The sequence below is a fragment of the Halomonas sp. SS10-MC5 genome, from assembly GCF_015992245.1.
Lineage (GTDB): Bacteria > Pseudomonadota > Gammaproteobacteria > Pseudomonadales > Halomonadaceae > Halomonas > Halomonas sulfidoxydans.
The window spans coordinates 2,270,515-2,291,592 of record NZ_CP065435.1 but is presented as its reverse complement, the minus strand read 5'-3'; the positions used below and the strand labels follow the sequence as shown (position 1 = coordinate 2,291,592).

Genomic DNA, 21,078 nt, shown 5'->3' with positions numbered 1-21,078 from the left:
TCAGACCTGGCGGGCCTCATGGGCGGCGCCGACGTCACGCGCCTTCATGGCCTCGTGCACGTCCTGCAGGCTGGCGGGATCGTCGATGGTCGAGGGGACGCCGTACTCCTTGCCATCGGCGATGTTACGCAACAGCTTGCGCAGGATCTTGCCGGAGCGGGTCTTGGGCAGCCGGTTGACCACCAGAACCTGCTTGAAGCAGGCGACCGGGCCGATCCTGTCGCGCACCAGGGCGATGAGCTCGCTCTCGAGCGCAACCTCGTCGCCATCGAAGCCGTCCTTGGGGATCACCAGGCCGACCGGGATCTGCCCCTTGAGGGCATCGTGGATACCGATCACGGCACACTCGGCGACGGCCTTGTGCGCACCGACGACTTCCTCCATCTCACCGGTCGAGAGACGGTGCCCCGCCACGTTGATGACGTCATCGGTGCGGCCCATGATGAACAGATAGCCATCCTCGTCGAAGTAGCCGCCGTCACCGGTCAGGTAGTAACCCGGATACGCCGCCATGTAGGCGCTATGGAAGCGCTGTGGATCGCCCCATATCCCCACCAGGCAGCCAGGCGGCATGGGCTGCTTGATGACCACGCTGCCCTGCTCCATCGCCCCGGCCTGCTCGCCCTCCCGGTTGAGGATCTGCACGTTGAAGCCGGGTACCGGCACGGTGGCGCTGCCGGCCTTGGTGGGCAGCGGCTCCAGCCCCTGCAGGTTGGCCGCGATCGGCCAGCCGGTCTCGGTCTGCCACCAGTGGTCGATCACCGGTACTTCGAGCAAGTCGTCGAGCCAGTGGAAGGTCGGCGGGTCGAGGCGCTCGCCGGCGAGGTAGAGCGCCTTCAGACAGGAGATATCGTACTGCTGCAGCAGCGTGCCGTCCGGGTCTTCCTTCTTGATGGCCCGGAAGGCCGTGGGCGCGGTGAAGAAGCTCTTGACCCGGTACTGGCTGATGACGCGCCAGAAGGCCCCGGCGTCCGGCGTCCTGACCGGCTTGCCCTCGTAGACGACCGTGGTACAGCCGCGCAGCAGCGGCGCATAGACGATATAGGAATGCCCCACCACCCAGCCGACATCGGAGGCGGAAAAGAACACGTCGCCCGGCGCCACGTCGTAAATGGTCTCCATCGAGTAGTGCAACGCCACCGCATAGCCCGCCGTATCACGTACGACGCCCTTGGGCTTGCCCGTGGTGCCCGAGGTATACAGTACGTAGAGCGGGTCGCTGCCCTTGACCGGCACGCAATCGGCCGGAGTGGCACGCTTCAGCAGCTCTGCCCAGTCGTGGTCGCACGGACCGAGTGCGGCACGCTGCTGCTCACGCTGCAGGTAGACGCAAGCGTCGGGCTTGTGCTCGCTCTGCTCGATAGCCGCCTGAATGTTGGGCTGATAGGGAATCACCCGCTCGATCTCGATGCCGCAGGAGGCCGCCACCACGACCTTGGGTCGGGCGTCGTCGATGCGCACGGCGAGCTCGTGCGGCGCGAAGCCGCCGAAGACCACGGAATGCACTGCTCCCAGGCGCGCGCAAGCGTACATGGCCACCAGCGCCTCCGGCACCATGGGCATGTAGATGACGACCCGGTCGCCCTTTTCTACGCCGAGGTCCTTCAGGGCCCCGGCGAACAGTGCTACCTCGTCGCGCATCTCGCGATAGGTCAGGGTGCGCTTGGCGCCGGTGACGGGCGAATCCCAGTAGACAGCCGGTTGGTCACCACGCCCCTGGGCCACGTGATGGTCCAGGGCGGCATGGCAGAGGTTCATCTCGCCGTCGACGTACCATCTCGCATGGCCCTGCTCGTCATACTCGAGAATGGTGCGCGGTGGCGTGAACCAGGGGATACGTTTCGCCTGGTCGGACCAGAAGCCTTCAGGCTGGTCGATGGAGCGCTGGTACTCGGCATTGTAGGTTGTCATGAGGGTCCTGTCCGGCATCGCTGTGAACTTGGATTGTTGACACTCTAGAGGTTTTTTCCAAGATTTCCTTCATACCATCGGCTAGTCAAACCGAAAAAGCGATTCAAGGCATATTTCCGCTACATAATTGTTGACAATGTGACGAGCTCGTCTCCTGAATGTCCTGTTGGGTTGATTCTTCGTTTGACAGTCGCGGAGTCACTATCAATGATGACTAAATCAGCAATGCCATAACCAAACTTGGGCACTGCCGGATCGCATCGTCTGCGACAGGTGGTTTGCGCTCTCTGTCGTGGGCGAGGTAGCCGCCCGAAGCCGCCTGCCCGGAGCCAGTGCGTGGACCGGGCAGCAACACGGGGGAGATCACCATGAGCACCTCGCACAGCGCTGCATCCCGCCTTCTCCAGGCCGGCAATCCGGCCATCGACCAGGCTACTGCGCTTCTGAAGGCTCTGGCGAACGACAATCGACTGCGCATCCTGTGTCTGCTGGATGGCTCCGAGCTGTCGGTGACGGAGCTCAACCAACGGCTGGCGCTGAGCCAGTCGGCGCTGTCCCAGCACCTGGCGATCCTCAGGCGCGAAGGCCTGGTGTCGACGCGACGCGCGTCCCAGACCATCTACTATTCGCTGCAGGGAAAGCAGGCGCGTGAGATGATCGGAGCGCTCGTCAGGCTGCAGGAGGCGTGACGAGCCCGGCTGAATGACTCACCGCTTTTCCCAGCGGCTGGCATCGAGCCGTTCCAGCACCCGTTCGACGCCGGCCTCAATGCCTTCCCTGACGGCCAGGCCGAGCCGTTTTCCCATTGGATGTCGGGCTTCCAGGCGTACGCTGACGACTCGTGCCTCTTCCATGCGCGCCAGGAGATAGGCCTCACTGGTACCCAAGGCGTCCACCAGGCCCTTCTCGAGCGCATCGCGCCCGTACCACACCTCCCCCGTCGCCACCGCTTCGACGTCCAGCGTCGGGCGGCGCTCGGCCACGTGCCGCTTGAACAGCTCATGTATGTGCTCGAGGTCCGACTGGAACTTCTCCCGTCCCTCTTCGGTGTTCTCGCCGAATACGGTCAGCGTTCGCTTGTACTCGCCTGCCGTGAGCAGTTCGACGTCGACGTCGTGGCGCTTGAGCAGTCGGTGGACATTGGGCAGTTGGGCCACGACGCCGATCGAGCCCAGAACGGCAAACGGTGCGGCACGCAGCTGATTCGCGGCACACGCCATGAGATAGCCGCCGCTGGCCGCCACCTTGTCCACGCATACCGTGGTGTCGAGCCCCGCCTCGCGCAGTCGATCGACCTGGGCGGCCGCCAGGCCGTAGGCGTGCACCAGGCCGCCCGCCGACTCCAGGCGAATCACGACTTCGTCCCCTTCGCTGGCCGCCGCGGTGACGGCGGAAATCTCTTCGGCGAAGCGGGCGGCTCCCGTCGCCCGGAGGTCGCCGTGGAAGTCCAGTACCCACACCGTGCCGCGAGGCTCGTCGGCTTGCCTGCGGCCAGCACGGGAGCGGCTCTTGTCGTCGCGCCGGAAAGCCTTGGCCAAGCGCTTGCGAGCGCTCGGCTCGGTGGCGGCCAGAGCAAGCCGGCGACGCCGGTATTCGAGACGATTGTTCAGCTCATCGACCCGCAGGCGTACGCGTTCACCCGCCTCGCTCTTGATCCGGGCGATCACCACGACCGTCACCACGACCAGCAGCGTCAGAACCGACACCTGCACGACGAAACGCCCCATGTCCATCAACCATTCATTCACGTCGCCTCTCCGTTTTCGCGTAGTTTCACTCATCGTGACCCGCTGGCACGTTCCTGACAACGGACTTGATTGAAACAATCGTTTGAAATAACCTCTGCCCTACGGGCACCCCGACCCTCTTCACTCACAAAGGAAGGATCTCCATGTCCACCTCGACACTAGACAAACTGCAAGAGCGCTTCGACCCACAGGCTGCCCAGGGCATGAACGATGTCTTCCAGTTCCACTTCAGTGACAATGGCAGCCACTACCTGGTGGTCAAGGACGGTACCCTGTCGATCGAGGAAGGCGAGCATGACGATCCCTCCGTATCGCTCTCCATGAGCAGCGAGACGTTGAAGGGCATCATGACCGGGGAGGTCAATGGCATGACGGCGTTCATGACCGGCAAGCTCAAGGCCACCGGCAACGTGATGCTGGCGACCAAGCTGACGAGCCTGTTTCCGAATCGCTGAGCGAAGGGGTAAGGAAGGTGACGGGTCGCCGGCTGGCGACCCGTTTCATTTCAAGCCGTCGGCCACCTCGGCAAGGTGGGTCTCGATCAGTGCCCGCGAGATGGAATAGGGAGGCGGCAGCTGCGGAAGCCGCTTGGGGTGGAACCAGGCGGCGTCGGCAATCTCGATGCCGTCGATGCGAATGCGACGACTGGCTGCCTCGGCAAAGAAGCCCAGCATCAGCGCGTGGGGGAACGGCCAGGCCTGGCTGCGGTAGTAGCGAATCCGCCCCACGCTGACGCCCACCTCCTCGTGAATCTCCCGATGAACCGCCTCCTCGGCGGACTCCCCCGGTTCGATGAAGCCTGCCAAGGTGGAGTAGCGCCCCGGTGGGAAGCGCGGGCTGCGGGCCAGCAGCATGGCGTCGCCGTGGGTGACCAGGGTAATGATGCATGGCGAGATGCGCGGGTAGTTGCGATGCCCGCATTGCTCGCAATGCATGGCGAACTCGGCGTCGAGCCGAGCGGCTGGCGCGCCGCAGCGACCGCAGAAGCGGTGATCGCGAAGCCAGGCGGCGACCTGCAGGGCTGTGGAGAGCAGCGGAAACCAGGACTCGGGAAGGCGGGCGAGCCATTGACGGCCATCGGGCCAGTGCTCGCCGGCATGCTCTTCCACCGACAGCGCGATCGGTTCGTCGTGCCAGTACGCCAGCGGTTGCACGCTATCTGGCCAGGGCTGCGCCTGCTGGAGGGGGCCGCCGTCCGCTCCGGGTGCGATGCGCCCCGCGGCGACCCGGATGAGCCTGCCGTGGCTGGCCGTCAGTGGCAGCTCACGGCGCAGCATCGCCGCTCCCCCGGGGCTGTTCCGTCAGCGCATCCCACTGGCAGCTGCCCGCCGCCTGGCGAATCTGCTCGAGCTTGGCCCGGTGTGCCGCGAGCTCAGCGTCGCCGGGGCGTAGCACGCGCAGGCTGCCGGCAGGCAGCGTCATGCGCCTGATCGACAGGCCGCTGGTCATGGCCTGCCTGTCGCTGCGCTCCTCGGCATCCAGCGACAGCGCCGTCTGCCCGCCGGTCATGGCCAGGTAGACGTCGGCCAGGATCTCGGCGTCGAGCAGGGCGCCGTGCAGCACGCGGTGGCCGTTGTCGATCTCGTAGCGCTTGCACAGCGCATCGAGGTTGTTGCGCTGCCCCGGGTGGCGCTCCCGGGCCAGTTGCAGCGTATCGAGGATTCGGCAGTGCTCCGCCACCGGGCCCAGGCGTGGCTCGCCCCGAGCGCCCAGCAGCAGGCTGAATTCGTGATCGATGAAGCCGACGTCGAACGCGGCGTTGTGGATCACCAGCTCCGCACCGCGGATGAACTCCCAGAAGGTATCGGCCACTTCGGCGAAGAGCGGCTTGTCGACAAGGAATTCGTTGGTGATGCCGTGCACCGCGATGGCCTCGGCCTCGACCTCGCGCTGGGGGTTGATGTACTGGTGGTAGGTGTTGCCGGTCAGGCGCCGGTTGACGAGTTCCACGGCGCCGATCTCGATCAGGCGGTGGCCCTCGCGGGGGTCGATGCCGGTGGTTTCGGTATCCAGAACGATCTGACGCATGATCTAGGACTCAGATTGGGTGGTTTGCGACATGCCTCGGCTCCAGTGAGCGTCGATGGCGGCATTGGCCAGCGCATCGGCTCGCTCATTGCCGGGGTGGCCGCTGTGCCCCTTGACCCAGTGCCAGTGGATACGGTGGCGCTGGGTCTCCTCCAGCAGCTCCCGCCATAGCTCGGCATTCTTGACCGGCTGCTTGGCTGCCGTCTTCCAGTTGCGCTTCATCCAGCCGTGAATCCACTCGGTGATGCCGCGGCGCAGGTACTCCGAATCGGTCCACAGCTCCACTTCACAGGCCTGCTTGAGCGTTCGCAGCGCCATGATCGCGGCCATCAGCTCCATGCGGTTGTTGGTGGTGGTCGCCTCGAAGCCGTTCAGGGTCTTTTCGTGCCGGCCGCTGCTCAGCACAGCCCCCCATCCGCCCGGCCCCGGGTTGCCACGGCAGGCGCCATCGGTATGTATGGTGACACGGGGGAGCGGTTTGTCGGGATCACTGGCACTCAACTTCGGCTGTCCTTCTGCTCGGTTCCGGCGCGGCACTGCCGACGCGCGTGGCATGGCCCAGCGCACCGCCGCCGAGGGTACCCTGCAGCCTCAACCTGGGGCGTTGCCTCTGGGCGAGCCGGCTTCGGCGGCGGGCGTGAATGATGTAGCTGTCACCCAGCGGTACGTTATGGCGCCGCCCCAGCGTTTCCAGCGCGGCATTGCCAGGCGGGCTGCCGGGCAGGTGAAAGCCGCAGTAGTCTACCCGCTCGACGCGGAAGTCGACAAACGCCAGCCAGTCGCCGAGCTTGGATGGCGAGCGCCAATGTCCGCGCCAGGGCATGCGGCGGCGGCGCCCCGGCGTGAGGCGCGCGAGGCCGCCCAGGCCCATCGGCGTCCAGCCAAGCACGACCAGGCAGCCATCGTCCGCCGTGACCCGCGCGGCTTCCTGGAGCAATCGATGAGGCTCGTCGACGACCTCCAGCAGATGATGAACGATGACCAGGTGGAGGCACTCATCGGGCAGCGCGAGCGCATCCAGTGGACACACCAGGGCGGAGGCGCCCTCGCACAGTTCGGTCGTCGGTGCCCAGCGAATGTTGTGGCGAATGGGAGACATATCGGTAAGCGAGGGCCCCATGCCGAGCTCCAGACTATGGCCGCCATGCAGGCTCTCGCAGAGCGGTCCCAGGCAGGCCCGTTCGGCGCGCCAATGCGCCTGGCCGTCATCGCTGGACCAGTAGCGGTGCCCTTCCCGATACAGCCGTGCCAGGGCGAGCGCTTCATGCGGGTTTGACATTGCTGACCATTACCTCCATGATCACCGGTTTTGCAGGCATTTCCGGCATTTTTGCCGTGCACGGCCCTCGGTCGAGTGAGCGCCCACGGTGGCGCTCGGCCGCACGCCGGGTGCGAGGAACGGACCAACGACCGCCACTCACTTCGGTAGACGACGCGACGAAGGAAAGACCGCCTATGCTGAGCGTGACACCGATTCCCGCTTTAAGCGACAACTATATCTGGCTCATGCGCCAGGATACGAGCCCTGAAGTCTGTGTCGTGGATCCCGGTGACGCCGAACCGGTCCTCCGTGTGCTCGAGCAGGAGGGTCTTACCCTCGGGACCATCCTCGTTACCCACCATCACCCCGATCATACCGGGGGGCTGCCGCAACTCATCGAGCGCTACTCCCCCCAGGTGATAGGACCTGACAACCCAGGCATCGAAGGCCTGACGGAGCGTGTCGGCAAGGGCGACACGTGCCGGGTCATGGGGCGACGCTTCGATGTGCACGAGGTGCCGGGACACACCCGCGATCACATTGCCTTCTTCACCGCCGGCATTCCGCCGCTGCTGTTCTGCGGCGATACGCTGTTCTCCGCCGGCTGCGGCCGCTTGTTCGAGGGTACTCCCGAGGAGATGTACCGCTCGCTGCAGACCCTGGCCGCCCTGCCGGACGATACGCTGGTGTTCGCTGCTCACGAATACACCCTCGCCAACCTCAGGTTTGCCCAGGCGGCCGATCCGCACAACCGGGACGTTGCCGATGCGCTTGTCGAGGCCCAGCGTGCCCGCAATCTTGACCGCCCCACCCTGCCCAGCCACCTGGCCCGGGAGAAGCGCATCAATCCCTTCTTGCGTTGTGCCGATCCCGATGTGCGCGCCACGGCTGCCCGGCATGGCAGTACCGATACCGACCAGGCCACTTTCACCACGCTGCGGGCCTGGAAAGACAACTTCTGAGAATCGACGCATCCCATGGGCAGCAGAGCGACACGTGCCCTGAAGGAGAACGCATGACCTATCGAACGACGCGGCAGTGGACCTTGGCCCTTGCCGGCGGCATCGCCATGATCGGTGCGCTGTCGACCACCAGCCCGACGCTGCTGGCAAGCCCGCATCCCGGAGCTGCGCCGATCCATCCCTCCCACCATTTCTGGGACGACCTGAATCTCGACTTCGTACCCGGGGACGCTTGGGAGCGGTTGCGCGACAACATGGAATGGCACGATCGCCGCCAGGACGCTCGCGTGCAGCAGTGGATCGAACATTATCGTTCCAATCCTCACAATATCGCCGAAATCATCGAGCGCGCCCGGCCGTGGATGGCCTGGATCACCGAGCAGGTCGAACTGCGGGGCCTGCCCGGCGAAGTCGGCCTGATCCCCTTCGTGGAGAGCTCCTACGACCCACTCGCCCGCAGCCATCGTGGCGCCGCCGGGCTGTGGCAGTTCATGCCCGGCACCGCCGACGCCCTGGGTCTGTCCCGTCAGCGCGGCTATGACGCGCGCCTCGACGTCATCGCCTCGACGCAGGCGGCGCTGGACTACATCGAGCTTCAGGCCGAGCAGTGGTACGAAGGGGATATCGAGCTCTCGCTGGCGGCCTACAATGCCGGTGCCGGCACGGTCAACCGGGCTCGACACGCGGCAGCGGCAAGTGGGGCTCCCGATGGCTACTGGCACCTCCAGTTGCCCGGCGAGACGATGAACTACCTGCCCAAGCTCAATGCCATCGCCGCCATCATCGACGATCCCGATGCCTACGGCGTCGCCCTGCCCGAGATCGATGATGCCCCTGCCTTTGCCAAGGTGCCGGTCAATGCGCCCATCAACTTGTCCCAGCTGGCCAGCGTGGCCGGTGTGGACCAGGACGAGCTCGCGGCGCTGAATCCCGGGCTGACCAATGGCAGTGCCAGCCCTGCCACGGTCGACGTGGTGCTGGTGCCCGTCGAAGCGGAAGAGACGATACTGGCGGAGCTGAGCGCGCCGGCGTCGTCGACGCCCGCCGACGGCGAGCGCTACCTCGTCCAGCGTGGCGATAGCCTCTCCGCCATTGCCAGCCGTCACGGCATCAGCGTGGCCGAACTGCGCCGCCACAATGCTCTCGCCGGCGACGTCATTCATGCCGGTCAGCGTCTCGAGATCCCCCGCCGCAGCCTAGCGGCACGTTGAATGAGGCGAGGACCATCCGCCACGTCGAGGTTTACAAGTGACGGATGGCCTGACACCTTATGGCGGTATCGCCCGGACTGCCGGGCCAGCCTCCACCAAGGATGTCATTGATGCGGTTCGTCTTGCGTGCCTCTCTCGTCGGTTGCCTGTTGCTTGGCTGGGGAGCGTCGTCATTCGCCGCCGAGGCGGACGAGGTGCCCACCGTGCATGGCCTGGCGCTCTACGACGAGCCGGCCCTGCCCGGCGGCTTCAGCCACTTTCCCCATGTCGTACCGGATGCCCCCAAAGGCGGCAGCATGACCCAGGCGGCCGTGGGCAGCAGCTTCGATTCGACCAATCCCTTCATCATTCGCGGCACGCCGGCGATCGGCATCGGCGAGATCTACGATACGCTGCTGGTGGAGAACCCCGGCGAACCGTTCAGTGCCTACGGCCTGCTGGCCGAGGGCATTCGCCTGGACCCGGATCGCTACTGGATCGAGTTCGACCTGCACCCCGCGGCGCGCTTTCACGATGGCGAGCCGGTAACCGCCGAGGACGTGGTCTATAGCTTTCATCTGCTGCGTGACGAGGGCAATCCCTTCTACCGCGGTTACTATGCCGACGTGGAGAGCGTCGAGGCGCTCGACCCCCATACCGTGCGCTTCGAGTTCGCCGCCAACCACTCCCGCGAGCTGCCGCTGATCGTCGGCCAGCTGCCGATCCTGCCCAAGCACTACTGGGAAGAGCGTGACTTCTCGAGCCCCACGCTCGCCCGGCACCCCGGCTCGGGACCCTATCGCATCGCCGAGGTGGACCCCGGCCGGCGCATCGTGTACGAGCGCGTCGACGACTACTGGGGCCGAGACTTGCCGGTCAACGTGGGTCGCCACAACATCGATCGCCTGATCTACGACTACTACCGCGACCGCGACATCGCCTGGGAGGCGTTCAAGGCCGGCGTGATGGACTACCGTATCGATGCACGTGCCGCCACCTGGGCCATCGGCTATGATTTCCCCGCCTATCGCGAGGGGCTGGTCAAGCGCATCACCGTGCCGGATGGCCAGCCATCTCGAATGCAGGCCTTCGTCTTCAACCTCCGCCGGGACAAGTTCCAGGACCCTCGGGTGCGTGAAGCGCTCAACCTCACCTTCGACTTCCCCTGGCTCAACGCCAACATTTTCTACGATACCTACCGGCGCACCGAGAGCTATTTCCAGAACTCGGACATGGCCGCCGAGGGAAAGCCAAGCGATGCCGAGCTCGAGCTGCTAGAGCCCTTTCGTGATGTTCTGCCGGCGCGGGTCTTCGACGAAGCACTGCCCATCGACCATCCCGACGACCTGCGCGAACGGCTGCGCCTGGCCTACGACCTGCTGATCGAGGCCGGCTACGAGGTGCGTGACGACACCCTGGTCGACGCCGAGAGCGGCCGCCCGCTCGCGGTCGAAGTGATGCTCTTCGACAGCGGCATGGAGCGCGTGGTCCAGCCGATGCTGCGCAACATGTCACGCCTGGGGATTCACGGTACCCTGCGCATCGTCGACATCAACCAGTATCTCAACCGCCTGCGCAGTTTCGATTTCGACATCATCGTCGGCCAGTTCCCTCAGTCCAACAACCCGGGCAACGAGCAGCGCGAGTACTGGACCAGCGAATTCGCCGACAGCCCCCAGAGCCGCAACCTGATGGGGCTCGAGCATCCCGCCGTGGACACCCTGGTGGCGCAGCTTATCCGGGCCGACAGCCGCGAAGAGCTCAATACCGTGGCCCGCGCGCTGGACCGGGTGCTGCGCTGGGAATTCATCACCATTCCTCAGTACCACTCCGGCGAGACACGGATCGCGGTCTGGGACAAGTTCGGCTATCCCGAGCCCTTCCCCGAGTACGGGCTCGACCTCGCTGCCTGGTGGGTCGATGCCGAGCGCGAAGCCGAGATCAACCAGCGCCTGCGCCGCCGCTAGGCCACCGCCATGAGGATGACCTGACGTGAGCCGCTACATCCTGCGCCGATTGCTGCTGATGATTCCCACCCTGGTGGGCATCATGCTGCTCAACTTCATCATCGTCCAGGCCGCCCCCGGCGGCCCCATCGACCAGATGCTGGCCCGCTTCGAGGGCGTCGACAGCATGGTCAGCACGCGCCTGGACGCCGGCGGTGGCGACGTGGTCGTGCGCGACGAGTCCCGCGGCGCCCGCGGCATCGACCCGCGTTTCATCGAGCAGCTCGAGCAGCAGTTCGGCTTCGACAAGCCCGCCCACGAGCGTTTCCTCGGCATGATGCGCGACTATGCCACCTTCGATTTCGGCAACAGCTTCTTCCGCGACCGCCCCGTCGTCGAGCTGATGATCGAGCGCCTGCCGGTCTCGGTCTCGCTGGGGTTGTGGACCACCCTGCTGGTCTACCTGATCTCGATCCCGCTGGGGATTCGCAAGGCGCTCCATCATGGCTCGCGTTTCGACGTCTGGTCGTCGGGGCTGGTGATTGTCGGCTATGCCATCCCCGGGTTTCTCTTCGCCATCCTGCTGATCGTGCTGTTCGCCGGCGGCAGCTACTGGGATCTCTTCCCCCTGCGCGGCCTCACGTCGCCCGACTTCGAGGCGCTCTCCACCTGGGGCAAGATCAAGGACTACTTCTGGCACATCACCCTGCCGGTCACCGCCATGACCATCGGCAGCTTCGCCACGCTGACCATGCTGACCAAGAACAGCTTCCTCGACGAGATCCACAAGCAGTACGTCCTGACGGCGCGCGCCAAGGGCGCGAGCGACCGCCGAACCCTCTACGGCCACGTGTTTCGCAATGCGATGCTGATCATCATTGCCGGCCTGCCCGGCGCCCTGGTGACGATCTTCTTCACCGGGTCGCTGCTCATCGAGGTGATCTTCTCGCTGGAGGGGCTCGGCCTGCTCGGCTTCGAAGCGGTAATGCAGCGCGACTATCCGGTGATCTTCGGCACGCTGTTCCTCTACACCCTGATAGGGCTGATCCTCAAGCTGGTGTCCGACCTCACCTACGTGTGGGTGGATCCGCGCATCGATTTCGAGACACGGGAGTCCTGAGCCGATGTCACTTGCGTTCACCTTCAAGCTCTCGCCGATCGCACGCCGGCGCATCGAGGTCTTCCGCCGCAACCGCCGTGCCCGGGTCTCGCTGTGGATCTTCCTTGTCCTGTTCGTGGTGAGCCTCGGCGCTGAGCTGATCGCCAACGACAAGCCCCTGGTCATGCGCTACGACGGCCAGTGGTACGTGCCGCTGCTGGTGGACTATCCCGAAACCGAGTTCGGCGGCTTCCTGCCGACGCGTACCGACTACCACGACCCTTTCATTCGCGAGCAGATCGAGGCGCATGCCTCGGCCGTCTGGCCGTTGATTCCGTTCTCCTACCAGACCCTGGACATGCAGATGATGCGCCCCTCGCCTTCCCCGCCCGATTCGCGACATTGGCTGGGCACCGACGACCAGGGTCGCGACGTCCTGGCGCGCGTGATCTACGGCTTTCGCCTATCGGTGGCCTTCGCCCTGGTGCTGACGGCGGGCTCGCTGGTGATGGGGGTGATTATCGGCGGCATGCAGGGCTATTTCGGCGGCAAGACCGACCTGATCGGCCAGCGCCTGACCGAGATCTGGTCGGGGCTGCCGGTGCTGTTCCTGCTGATCATCCTGGCCAGCTTCGTCCAGCCGGGGTTCTGGTGGCTGCTCGGCATCATGCTGCTGTTCTCCTGGCTCGGCCTGGTGGACGTGGTGCGCGCCGAATTCCTGCGTGCCCGCAACCTCGAGTACGTGCGTGCCGCCAAGGCCATGGGTTTGCCGTCACGGCTGATCATGTGGCGTCACGTGCTGCCCAACGCCATGGTGGCCACCCTGACCTTCATCCCGTTCCTGTTCACCGGCGCCATCACCACCCTGACGGCGCTCGATTTCCTCGGCTTCGGTCTACCCCCAGGCTCGCCCTCGCTGGGCGAGCTCGTGGCCCAGGGCAAGAACAACCTGCATGCGCCCTGGCTCGGCATCACCGCCTTCGTCAGTCTGTCGCTCATGCTTTCGCTGCTGGTCTTCATCGGCGAGGGGCTGCGCGACGCCTTCGATCCGCGCCACATTCAGCATGCCGCCAGCGCTACGCCGTTGACCAGGACCCAAGCCAATGCCTGACACTCGCTCGCAACCCCTGCTACGACTCGACAGGCTGTCGATTGCCTTCGACGGCAAGCCGGTCCTCAACGAACTGACGCTCGAGGTCCGTCGCGGCGAAACCCTTGCCCTGGTCGGCGAGTCGGGCTCGGGCAAGTCCGTGTCGGCTCTCGGCGCCATGAACCTGCTGCCAGCCAACGCCCAGGTGTCCGGCGGCCGTCGGCTGGGCGACACCGACCTTACCACCCTGGGGAAGCGGGACTGGCAGGCGCTTCGCGGTGGGCGCGTCGGCTTCGTCTTCCAGGAGCCGATGACCTCGCTCAACCCTCTGCACACCGTGGCCAAGCAGATCGGCGAAACCCTGCGGCTGCATCAGGGCCTGTCGGGGCGTGAGGCCCGTGGGCGTACCCGCAAGCTGCTGGAGCAGGTCAAGCTGCCGCGCCCCGACGAGCTGCTCGATGCCTGGCCGCACCAGCTCTCGGGTGGACAGCGTCAGCGGGTGATGATCGCCATGGCCATCGCCAACGATCCCGAGCTGCTGATTGCCGACGAGCCGACCACGGCGCTCGACGTCACCGTGCAGCAGGAGATCCTGGCGCTGCTCGCCGAGCTGCGCGACCGGCATGGCATGGGCATGCTCTTCATCACCCACGACCTCAACCTGGTGCGACGCCACGCCGATCGCATCTGCGTGCTCTACGACGGCCACGAGCAGGAAACGGGTCCCGTCGGCGAGGTCTTTGCAGCGCCACGCAGCACCTATACGCGAAGCCTGCTGGATGCCGAGCCGACCGGACGCCCGGCCCCCGTCGCCTCCAGCGCGGTATTGCTAGCGGCGCGCGGCGTGACGGTGAGTTTTCAGCGTCCCAAGCGGCTGTTCGCCAAGCGCCCTCCCGCCTTCGAGGCGGTAAAGCCGATCGACCTGCACCTGGCACCGGGCGAGACCCTGGGTATCGTCGGGGAATCCGGCTCCGGCAAGACCACCCTGGCCATGGCACTGTTGAGGCTGGTGGAGAGTCGTGGCGAGATCGAGCTGGACGGCGAGCGTCTCGACCAGCTCACCGGCAATGCGCTGCGCAAGCGGCGGCGGCGCATCCAGGTGGTCTTCCAGGACCCCTACGGTTCGCTCTCGCCACGCATGCCGGTCTCGGACATCATCAGCGAGGGCCTGCGCTTTCACTATCCCGAGCTCAGCGATGAGGAGGTGGACGAGCGGGTGCACGCCGCCATTCGCGAAGTCGGCCTGCCTGCCGACTGTGCGGCGCGTTATCCCCACGAGTTCTCCGGTGGCCAACGGCAGCGCATCGCCGTGGCCCGGGCGCTCATCCTCGAGCCGGCACTCGTGGTGCTCGACGAACCCACCTCGGCGCTGGATCGCACCGTGCAGAAGCAACTGGTCGAACTGCTGCGCGATCTCCAGGCTCGCCGCGGGTTGAGCTTCCTCTTCATCAGCCATGACCTCGCCGTAGTGCGGGCGATGGCGCACCGCGTGCTGGTGTTGAAGGATGGCGAACTGGTGGAACAGGGCGAATGCCAGACCCTCCTCGCTGCGCCCACCAGCGACTACACGCGAGCGCTGGTCCAGGCGGCAGGCCTGGCGCCACCTGTCTGATGACATGATGACTTTCGCGAATTAGCCGTGATTTAGCGAAAAAATGATAACGGTATAAAGCCTTGTCTTCGGCTAAGTATGCCGAACGCGCTTCACTGGACAGGTATGCCTTATACTGGGGCTTCGCGCCGTCAGGAACACAGGAAACGCCACCCATGCGCTGCCTCGACCTCCCGCTGCGGTTGTTCGCGCCACTGGTTCTGCTCTTCTTTCCTGTCGTGGCGGCGGCCACGTCCTCCCTGGATCTCGATAGCGGATGGGAGTATCGCTGGGGGGATTCGCCCACGCTCGAAGACGGTACGCCTGTCTGGCTTGTCACCGATGATGAAGCTGCCTGGCAGGCCATCGACTTCCCTTCCAACCCGCCCGGCCGGGACGGCAATCACCACGCCTGGTTTCGCATCACCCTGCCTGATGGTGAGTGGCGAGACCTGGTACTCTACATTTACAGCATCGACCTGATCGCTCAGGCCTTCCTCGATACCGAGCCGATCTACCAGCACGGCAACTTCGATGCGCGGGGGCAAGGCCCCTTCATCGGCTGGCCGTGGCACGTGATCAGCCTGCCCGAAGACTTCGGCGGCCGGCAACTGGCGTTCCGGGTCTACTCGAACTACACCGATATCGGCCTGTGGGGCGAGGTTCGCCTGATGGATCGCCCCGAGTTCTTCGCCATGATCCTGAATCGCTCGGCGGCCGACCTTGTGGTCAGCGCCTTCTGCCTGCTGCTGGCGCTGTTGGCTGGCAGCTTCGCGCTGATTCATCAGCGACGCCAGACCTTTGCCGGTATCGGACTCTTCTCGCTCGCCTCGGGCGTGATGATCCTGGCCGAAACCCAGGCCAGCCAGCTGCTGCTGGCGACACCGCTGCTATGGGATTACCTCGCGGCAGCAGGTTACTACGCGCTTCCGGTGGGCATCGGCCTGCTGCTCGAGCCCTGGTTCACGAATCGTCTTTCGCGCTGGATTCGCCGGCTGTGGCAGCTCCACCTGGGATATCTGGTCCTGGCACTGGGGCTGGCGCTGAGTGGCGTCATCAATCTCTCCAGCACCTTTCCGGTCTTCGATGCCCTGCTGGCCACCAGCCTGCCGGTGCTGTTCGCGCTGATTGCCGGGCACCTGAAGCGGCTCAACGGCGAGCAGCGGCTCGTCATTGCCGCCTATGGCCTGTTCGCCCTGCTGCTGCTGCTCGACATGGCGGTCGCCCATGGGCTGCTACCATGGCAGCGCATCCCGGTCAGCCTGGGGGCTCTGGGCTTCAGCCTCGCCATCGTGGCAATCTCGCTGCGCCATTACGTCCTCACCCAGCGCGAACTGATCGGGTTGAACCAGCGTCTCGAGCAGCAGGTGGCCGATCGCACCCAAGACCTGCAGCACATGGTCGAGCAGCTACGCGCGTTCTCCTACCAGGACCCCCTGACCGGCCTGAAGAATCGCCGCCATTTCGACGAGGTCTTCGCGCACGAGGCGGCCAGTGCCCGGCGCGGCGGTGCGCTCACGCTGGTCATGCTCGATATCGATCACTTCAAGCATTTCAACGACCTCTATGGTCATGATGCCGGCGATGCGGTGCTGACAGCCACGGCACGGCTGATCGGTGAGCACTTCCGCGAGGCCGACGTGGTGTGCCGCCTGGGCGGCGAGGAGTTCGTCGTGATCATGCCCGGCGCCACGGCGCAGCAGGCCAGTGAAGCCGTCGAACGACTGCTGGCTTCGATGCGCGAGCAATCCTTCCTGCATGGCGGGGAAGCGCTCGGCTGCGTCAGCCTCTCCTGCGGCATCGCCAGCTACCCGACCCATGCCGACGACCCGACCGAGCTGGTTCGCCTGGCTGACATGGCTCTCTATCGGGCCAAGCATTGCGGCCGCGACCGTAGCGAAACCTATGCCCCCTCCACCTGACTCAGTCGAACCCGGCCACCTCGTCGTCGCTCAGCTCGCGCCACTCCCCCAGGGCGAGATTGCCTAGCGAAAGCGGACCTATCGATTCCCGATGCAGCGCCGTGACCCGGTTGCCGATGGCGGCGAACATGCGCTTGACCTGATGGTAGCGCCCCTCGTGCAGAGTCAGCTCGGCTTCGTGGGGGCTTCGCATCACCAGGGCTGCCGGTAGCGTCGGTTTCTCTTCGCCCTCGAGCAGGAGGCCCTCCTCGAAGCGCCGCACGGCGGCGGCCAGCGCATCGCCGGCAAGCGGCTCCGCCAGGCTGGCACGATAGACCTTGGCGCAGCGACGGCGCGGTGAGCTGACCCGATGCGACCACTGCCCATCGTCGGTCAGCAGCACCAGGCCGGTGGTATCGACATCGAGTCGCCCCACCGTCTGCAGGCGTTCGGCCTTGGGCAGATCGATGAGGTCGACGGCGCGCGGATAGAGCCCGCGACGGGCGCTGCACTCTACGTCGCTCGGCTTGTTCAGCATGACATAGCGCAGGCCGACGAGGGTCAGCGGTTGCCCGGCCCACTCCACGCGGTCGGTGCTGGCCACCTGGCTGGCGGCCTGCTTGGTCACGGTTCCGTTGACGCTGACTTCGCCGCGATGCAGCGCCTTCTTGGCCAGGCTGCGGGTCAGGTCGGTGGTTTCCGCCAGGAAGCGGTCCAGGCGCATCAGAACCCTACCCCGTCGGCCAGCGTGAAATGGTCGGCATCGCGCCAGGCAGGAAACTTCTCGCGAAACGCCTCGAGGTCCGCGCGTGAAAGTGTCGCACTCTTGATGAAGGCCGTATCTCGCGGCTCGTCGATGATCGCCTCGCCCTTGAAGTCCACCAGCATGGAATCGCCGGAATAGTGCATGCCGTTGGCGTCCTCGCCGACACGATTGACCCCGATGACCGGACACAGATTCTCGATCGCCCGCGCCTGCAGCAGGATCCGCCACGGATGCCGTCGCGGCGCCGGCCAGTTGGCCACGCACAGCAGCGCATCGTACTCGAAATGTTCGCCCGGCCCCGGGCTCTGGCGCAGCCACACCGGGAAGCGCAGGTCATAGCAGACGCTGAGCAGGATACGGAAGCCCTTGAGCGTGACGATCACCCGGTCGTGGCCCATGGCGTAGCGCTCATGCTCGCCGGCCATGCGGAACAGGTGGCGCTTGTCGTAACAGACCCGACTGCCATCCGGCCGAGCCCAGACGAGGCGATTGTAGTAGTGGCCGTCTTCGACGATTGCGACACTGCCCGTGATCACGCAGTTGCGCACGCGAGCCTGTTCTGTCAGCCAGGCGACGGCCCGGCTCTGCTCCATCGGCTCGGCCATTTCACGGGAGTTCATGGTAAAGCCGGTTGCGAACATCTCGGGCAGCACGATGAGATCGGTCTCGTCGCCACCGAGTTCTCCCAGCTGCTCCTCGAGCATGCGGCAGTTGGCCTCGGGGTCTTCCCAGCGCAGGTCGCACTGAACCAGGGTCGTACGCAAATCGCTCATGGTGGCTCCCTTGCGGTGTCGTCTATCGCTTCAGCCTAACCCAGGCAGGCAGCGACGTCAGCCCGCGGCATTGCCTCGCCGAGACACCCCGGGATCATGGAGCCAAGTTCAATAGGCTGCTAAATTGTAGCTTTCCGTCATCAGAGACCCCGGCATGCCCCTGCAATCCCTGAGCGATAGTGAAGCCGCACGCGGTGTCGGCTTCGGCCTGGCCGCCTACGTCATGTGGGGCTGCTTTCCGCTGTTCTTTGCCCTGTTCGATGGCGTTCCGGCCTTCGAGGTGCTGATCCACCGCATCATCTGGTCGTGCCTGTTCCTGGTGGGGCTGGTCACGCTGCTCAAGCGATGGGGGCCCATCCGCAAGGCGCTCGCCGAACCTCGTCGCCTGGGACGGGTGCTCGGCTGCGCCCTGCTGATCGCCATCAACTGGGGGCTCTACATCTATGCGGTGGAGACCCGGCAGGTCTTCCAGGCCAGCCTGGGCTATTTTCTCACCCCGCTGGTCAACGTTGCGCTGGGCATGCTGGTACTGCGCGAGGCCATGGCCGGGCTGCAGCGCGTCGCCGTCGTGCTGGCGGGCATCGCCATAGCCATTCAGCTGGTACTGCTGGGCGAGCTGCCATGGATCAGCCTGACCCTGGCGCTGAGCTTCGGCACCTATGGCCTGCTGCGCAAGCAGGTGCCCCTCGACGGCCTCTCGGGACTGTTCGTGGAAACCCTGCTGTTGCTGCCGCTGGGGCTGATGGCGCTCGCCTGGCTCAGCGCCGGCGAGCTCTCTCATTTCCTCACCGGGCCTCGCATCACGCTGCTACTGGTAGCCAGCGGCGTCATCACCGCCCTACCCTTGCTGGCCTTCGCCGGCGCGGCTCGGCGCCTGCGCCTTGCCACGCTGGGCTTCCTGATGTACCTCAACCCCACCATTCAGTTCTTCATCGCCCTGCTGGTGTTCCGCGAGCCGCTGTCGCTGGTCCAGCTCGCCACTTTCCTGCTGATCTGGGCCAGCCTGGCGCTCTACTCCTGGTCGGCCTGGAACAGTCGTACGCGCTCCCCCCTGGCGCCGGCCGGCACCCTTCAGGAGGGAGAGCGAGCCTGACTGCGAGGAGGGTATGCTCAGGCGGTTTCCGGCTTGTAGCCGACCCGGAACCCGCCCCAGTGTTTGCCGCCGACATAGATGGGTACCGACAGATCGTGCATCACCTCGCCGGTATCGCGCTTGTAGGTCTGCAGCAACAGCGTCTGCTCATGGGTACCGCAGCGTTGGCCGGTGGTGTCCTCGTAGATTCGCCGGTTGCGACAGAACTTGAGGTCGTGGTCGTAGTCGCCGGTGGGGGGGCGACTGCTCTGCGCATTGTGAGTGGGGATGTAGCCGCGTCGGTCGATGCCGATGGCGTAAGCGACACCCAGCCGCTCGAGCAGCGGTTCCTGGATGGAGGGAAAGTTCTCGTCCGTGTAGCCGACGAATCCGGTTTCATACTGCTGGGGGTTGGTACCGGGAATCGGCGTGTACTGGGCATGGAAGAGGGTCTGCTCGTCCAGCTCGCCACGCTTGATGGCCGATTCGAGTAGCTCCCCGATCTTGGCCGCCGCCTGGCGCGCCGCTTCGAAGACCTGTTGGTGGCGCCCTTCGAGGCGCTGCTGGGCGAGCGCCGCATCGACCGCCTCGGCGCCCGCCATCAGGGCACGCGCCTGGCTCGCCAGACCATGCATGTCGCGGTTGCCCTGCTCGGCATCCTCTTCCAGCGTACCCAGGGTACCGGCCACGCGCTGGGAGTGTCGGTTGGTGTCCTCCATGGCCTCGGCGATGGAGCGAATCTCGCCCTCCACCTGGTCGAAGTGGCCGGTCATCTCGGTGAGCTGCTCGCCCACCTTGCTCATTTCCTTGGCACGGTCGCCAACGCGCTGCATCAGGTGGCCGATGGTGTCGACCACGCGATGGCTGCTGTCGCCGATATCCCCGACCAGGGCTTCGACGTTGCGTGTGGCATCGGCGGTGCGGCCGGCAAGCTGGCGCACCTCACCGGCCACCACGGCGAAGCCGCGGCCATGTTCGCCGGCCCGGGCGGCCTCGATCGAGGCGTTGAGCGAGAGCAGGTTGGTCTGCTCGGCGATCTCCTCGATCAGCGAGGTCACGTGGCGCACGCTGTCGGCCTTCTGGCTCAGCATGTTGAGCAGCTCCAGCGCCTCTTCGGAGCGCTCGGCGAGTGCCTGCATCTCCTCGATGACCTGGCCCAGCGATTCGCGACTCACATGGCTGGCGTCACGCGAACGACTGGCGAGCGTGGCCACGTTGGAAGCGCTGGCGGCCACCTGTTCGATCGCCGAAGTGATCGCCGCCATGCTCGACGAGGCCTCGCGCACGGTCTGCTCCTGCCGTTCCAGGCGCTGGTCCATGCGATCGGCGTGGTGGGACACTTCGGCAGAGGCGATAGCCGTGGCGCTGGCCTGGCGAATAAGGCCATGGGCCATTCGACGCAGCGAGAAGTAGTCGCGGGTGACGGGCAACCATGCGATACGGCCGTTGGCGAGGCTGTCGGCATCGGCGCGATAGACCGCCGCCATGCCGCTCAGCGCCAGCGCAAGGCCGCTCACCAGCCCGAGGCCGATCCCAGCGAAGGCCTGCCAGCCCGCCCCCTCCAGGTAGGAAAGAAGAAGTCCACCGGCAAGCGAAACCGCGGCCAGTAGAAGCATCAGGATCCGCATGGCGTCTCGTCTCTTTGTTACTGGGATTTGTCAGAGATTAACGCCATGTAAGCGGCATTCGCATCACCACTTTGGCCTGACAGACGAAAGCACGACTCAAGTCGGGCTCCGC

General features: G+C 65.5%; 19 protein-coding genes. 10 read left to right on the top strand and 9 right to left on the bottom strand.

Going from position 1 to position 21,078, the window contains the following annotated elements; genetic code table 11:
- A complete protein-coding gene (locus I4484_RS10740) occupies positions 1-1,911 on the bottom strand; it encodes a propionyl-CoA synthetase (RefSeq protein WP_197447303.1) in 1,911 nt (636 codons plus the stop codon).
- Positions 1,912-2,279: 368 nt separating this feature from the next.
- Between I4484_RS10740 and I4484_RS10735 the strand changes: the two genes are divergently transcribed.
- Positions 2,280-2,600 carry a helix-turn-helix transcriptional regulator gene (locus I4484_RS10735; protein WP_111411897.1) on the top strand — a complete coding sequence of 107 codons (321 nt, stop codon included), beginning with the start codon at positions 2,280-2,282 and terminating at the stop codon, positions 2,598-2,600.
- A gap of 18 nt (positions 2,601-2,618) precedes the next feature.
- Here I4484_RS10735 and sohB read toward each other — a convergent pair whose 3' ends face one another.
- Positions 2,619-3,659 (bottom strand): protease SohB, encoded by a 1,041-nt coding sequence (gene sohB, locus I4484_RS10730; RefSeq protein ID WP_197447302.1) that lies wholly within the window; start codon positions 3,657-3,659, stop codon positions 2,619-2,621.
- 143 nt (positions 3,660-3,802) lie between these two features.
- Here sohB and I4484_RS10725 point away from each other — a divergent pair, with 143 nt between their 5' ends.
- Entirely contained in the window at positions 3,803-4,114 is a 312-nt protein-coding gene (locus tag I4484_RS10725) for an SCP2 sterol-binding domain-containing protein (RefSeq protein ID WP_197447301.1), read from the top strand.
- 45 nt (positions 4,115-4,159) lie between these two features.
- Here the strand turns inward: I4484_RS10725 and nudC are convergent, their stop codons facing one another.
- The 4 genes from nudC to I4484_RS10705 are packed head-to-tail and all read right to left on the bottom strand — an operon-like array spanning position 4,160 to position 6,966.
- Positions 4,160-4,936, bottom strand: coding sequence for an NAD(+) diphosphatase (nudC, locus tag I4484_RS10720; protein ID WP_197447300.1), 777 nt, complete (start codon positions 4,934-4,936; stop codon positions 4,160-4,162).
- On the bottom strand, positions 4,923-5,687 hold the full coding sequence (gene dnaQ, locus I4484_RS10715; RefSeq protein WP_197447299.1) for a DNA polymerase III subunit epsilon: 765 nt from the start codon (positions 5,685-5,687) through the stop codon (positions 4,923-4,925). The genes nudC and dnaQ overlap by 14 nt, the downstream gene beginning before the upstream one ends.
- A gap of 3 nt (positions 5,688-5,690) precedes the next feature.
- Positions 5,691-6,188 carry a ribonuclease HI gene (gene rnhA / locus I4484_RS10710; protein WP_197447298.1) on the bottom strand — a complete coding sequence of 166 codons (498 nt, stop codon included), beginning with the start codon at positions 6,186-6,188 and terminating at the stop codon, positions 5,691-5,693.
- Positions 6,175-6,966: a class I SAM-dependent methyltransferase gene (locus I4484_RS10705; RefSeq protein ID WP_197447297.1), complete on the bottom strand. Its 792-nt coding sequence runs from the start codon at positions 6,964-6,966 to the stop codon at positions 6,175-6,177. The genes rnhA and I4484_RS10705 overlap by 14 nt, the downstream gene beginning before the upstream one ends.
- A gap of 176 nt (positions 6,967-7,142) precedes the next feature.
- On the opposite strand from I4484_RS10705, the gene gloB reads away from it, so the two are divergent.
- From gloB to I4484_RS10670, 7 genes are all read left to right on the top strand, one after another.
- Positions 7,143-7,910, top strand: coding sequence for a hydroxyacylglutathione hydrolase (gene gloB, locus I4484_RS10700; protein WP_197447296.1), 768 nt, complete (start codon positions 7,143-7,145; stop codon positions 7,908-7,910).
- Between the two features lie 53 nt (positions 7,911-7,963).
- Positions 7,964-9,121: a transglycosylase SLT domain-containing protein gene (locus I4484_RS10695; protein WP_197447295.1), complete on the top strand. Its 1,158-nt coding sequence runs from the start codon at positions 7,964-7,966 to the stop codon at positions 9,119-9,121.
- A 110-nt stretch (positions 9,122-9,231) separates the two neighbouring features.
- The gene (locus tag I4484_RS10690; protein ID WP_197447294.1) at positions 9,232-11,067 is read left to right on the top strand and encodes an extracellular solute-binding protein; all 1,836 of its coding nucleotides are present in this window, start codon (positions 9,232-9,234) and stop codon (positions 11,065-11,067) included.
- Positions 11,068-11,092: 25 nt separating this feature from the next.
- The gene (locus I4484_RS10685) at positions 11,093-12,166 is read left to right on the top strand and encodes a microcin C ABC transporter permease YejB (RefSeq protein ID WP_197447293.1); all 1,074 of its coding nucleotides are present in this window, start codon (positions 11,093-11,095) and stop codon (positions 12,164-12,166) included.
- 4 nt (positions 12,167-12,170) lie between these two features.
- Positions 12,171-13,256, top strand: coding sequence for an ABC transporter permease (locus I4484_RS10680; RefSeq protein WP_197447292.1), 1,086 nt, complete (start codon positions 12,171-12,173; stop codon positions 13,254-13,256).
- Complete coding sequence (locus I4484_RS10675) at positions 13,249-14,847, top strand: ABC transporter ATP-binding protein (RefSeq protein ID WP_197447291.1); 1,599 nt, start codon at positions 13,249-13,251, stop codon at positions 14,845-14,847. The genes I4484_RS10680 and I4484_RS10675 overlap by 8 nt, the downstream gene beginning before the upstream one ends.
- Positions 14,848-15,002: 155 nt before the next feature.
- Positions 15,003-16,748, top strand: coding sequence for a GGDEF domain-containing protein (locus I4484_RS10670; protein WP_197447290.1), 1,746 nt, complete (start codon positions 15,003-15,005; stop codon positions 16,746-16,748).
- Between the two features lies 1 nt (position 16,749).
- Here I4484_RS10670 and I4484_RS10665 read toward each other — a convergent pair whose 3' ends face one another.
- Positions 16,750-17,451: a pseudouridine synthase gene (locus I4484_RS10665; RefSeq protein WP_197447289.1), complete on the bottom strand. Its 702-nt coding sequence runs from the start codon at positions 17,449-17,451 to the stop codon at positions 16,750-16,752.
- Positions 17,451-18,266, bottom strand: a complete 816-nt coding sequence (locus tag I4484_RS10660) for an amidohydrolase (RefSeq protein ID WP_197447288.1) — start codon at positions 18,264-18,266, stop codon at positions 17,451-17,453. The genes I4484_RS10665 and I4484_RS10660 overlap by 1 nt, the downstream gene beginning before the upstream one ends.
- Before the next feature lie 154 nt (positions 18,267-18,420).
- On the opposite strand from I4484_RS10660, the gene rarD reads away from it, so the two are divergent.
- Positions 18,421-19,359, top strand: coding sequence for an EamA family transporter RarD (gene rarD / locus I4484_RS10655; RefSeq protein ID WP_197447287.1), 939 nt, complete (start codon positions 18,421-18,423; stop codon positions 19,357-19,359).
- A 17-nt stretch (positions 19,360-19,376) separates the two neighbouring features.
- Here the strand turns inward: rarD and I4484_RS10650 are convergent, their stop codons facing one another.
- Positions 19,377-20,966, bottom strand: coding sequence for a methyl-accepting chemotaxis protein (locus I4484_RS10650; RefSeq protein ID WP_234283491.1), 1,590 nt, complete (start codon positions 20,964-20,966; stop codon positions 19,377-19,379).
- Positions 20,967-21,078: the final 112 nt, after the last annotated feature.

Coding starts and splice junctions, on each gene's coding strand:
- I4484_RS10695 (WP_197447295.1), top strand. CDS start 7,964: ATGACCTATCGAACGACGCGGCAGTGGACCTTGGCCCTTGCCGGCGGC.
- I4484_RS10690 (WP_197447294.1), top strand. CDS start 9,232: ATGCGGTTCGTCTTGCGTGCCTCTCTCGTCGGTTGCCTGTTGCTTGGC.
- I4484_RS10705 (WP_197447297.1), bottom strand. CDS start 6,966: ATGTCAAACCCGCATGAAGCGCTCGCCCTGGCACGGCTGTATCGGGAA.
- rarD (WP_197447287.1), top strand. CDS start 18,421: ATGCCCCTGCAATCCCTGAGCGATAGTGAAGCCGCACGCGGTGTCGGC.
- gloB (WP_197447296.1), top strand. CDS start 7,143: ATGCTGAGCGTGACACCGATTCCCGCTTTAAGCGACAACTATATCTGG.
- I4484_RS10740 (WP_197447303.1), bottom strand. CDS start 1,911: ATGACAACCTACAATGCCGAGTACCAGCGCTCCATCGACCAGCCTGAA.
- I4484_RS10650 (WP_234283491.1), bottom strand. CDS start 20,966: ATGCGGATCCTGATGCTTCTACTGGCCGCGGTTTCGCTTGCCGGTGGA.
- I4484_RS10670 (WP_197447290.1), top strand. CDS start 15,003: ATGCGCTGCCTCGACCTCCCGCTGCGGTTGTTCGCGCCACTGGTTCTG.
- I4484_RS10660 (WP_197447288.1), bottom strand. CDS start 18,266: ATGAGCGATTTGCGTACGACCCTGGTTCAGTGCGACCTGCGCTGGGAA.
- dnaQ (WP_197447299.1), bottom strand. CDS start 5,687: ATGCGTCAGATCGTTCTGGATACCGAAACCACCGGCATCGACCCCCGC.
- I4484_RS10680 (WP_197447292.1), top strand. CDS start 12,171: ATGTCACTTGCGTTCACCTTCAAGCTCTCGCCGATCGCACGCCGGCGC.
- I4484_RS10665 (WP_197447289.1), bottom strand. CDS start 17,451: ATGCGCCTGGACCGCTTCCTGGCGGAAACCACCGACCTGACCCGCAGC.
- I4484_RS10675 (WP_197447291.1), top strand. CDS start 13,249: ATGCCTGACACTCGCTCGCAACCCCTGCTACGACTCGACAGGCTGTCG.
- nudC (WP_197447300.1), bottom strand. CDS start 4,936: ATGCTGCGCCGTGAGCTGCCACTGACGGCCAGCCACGGCAGGCTCATC.
- I4484_RS10725 (WP_197447301.1), top strand. CDS start 3,803: ATGTCCACCTCGACACTAGACAAACTGCAAGAGCGCTTCGACCCACAG.
- I4484_RS10735 (WP_111411897.1), top strand. CDS start 2,280: ATGAGCACCTCGCACAGCGCTGCATCCCGCCTTCTCCAGGCCGGCAAT.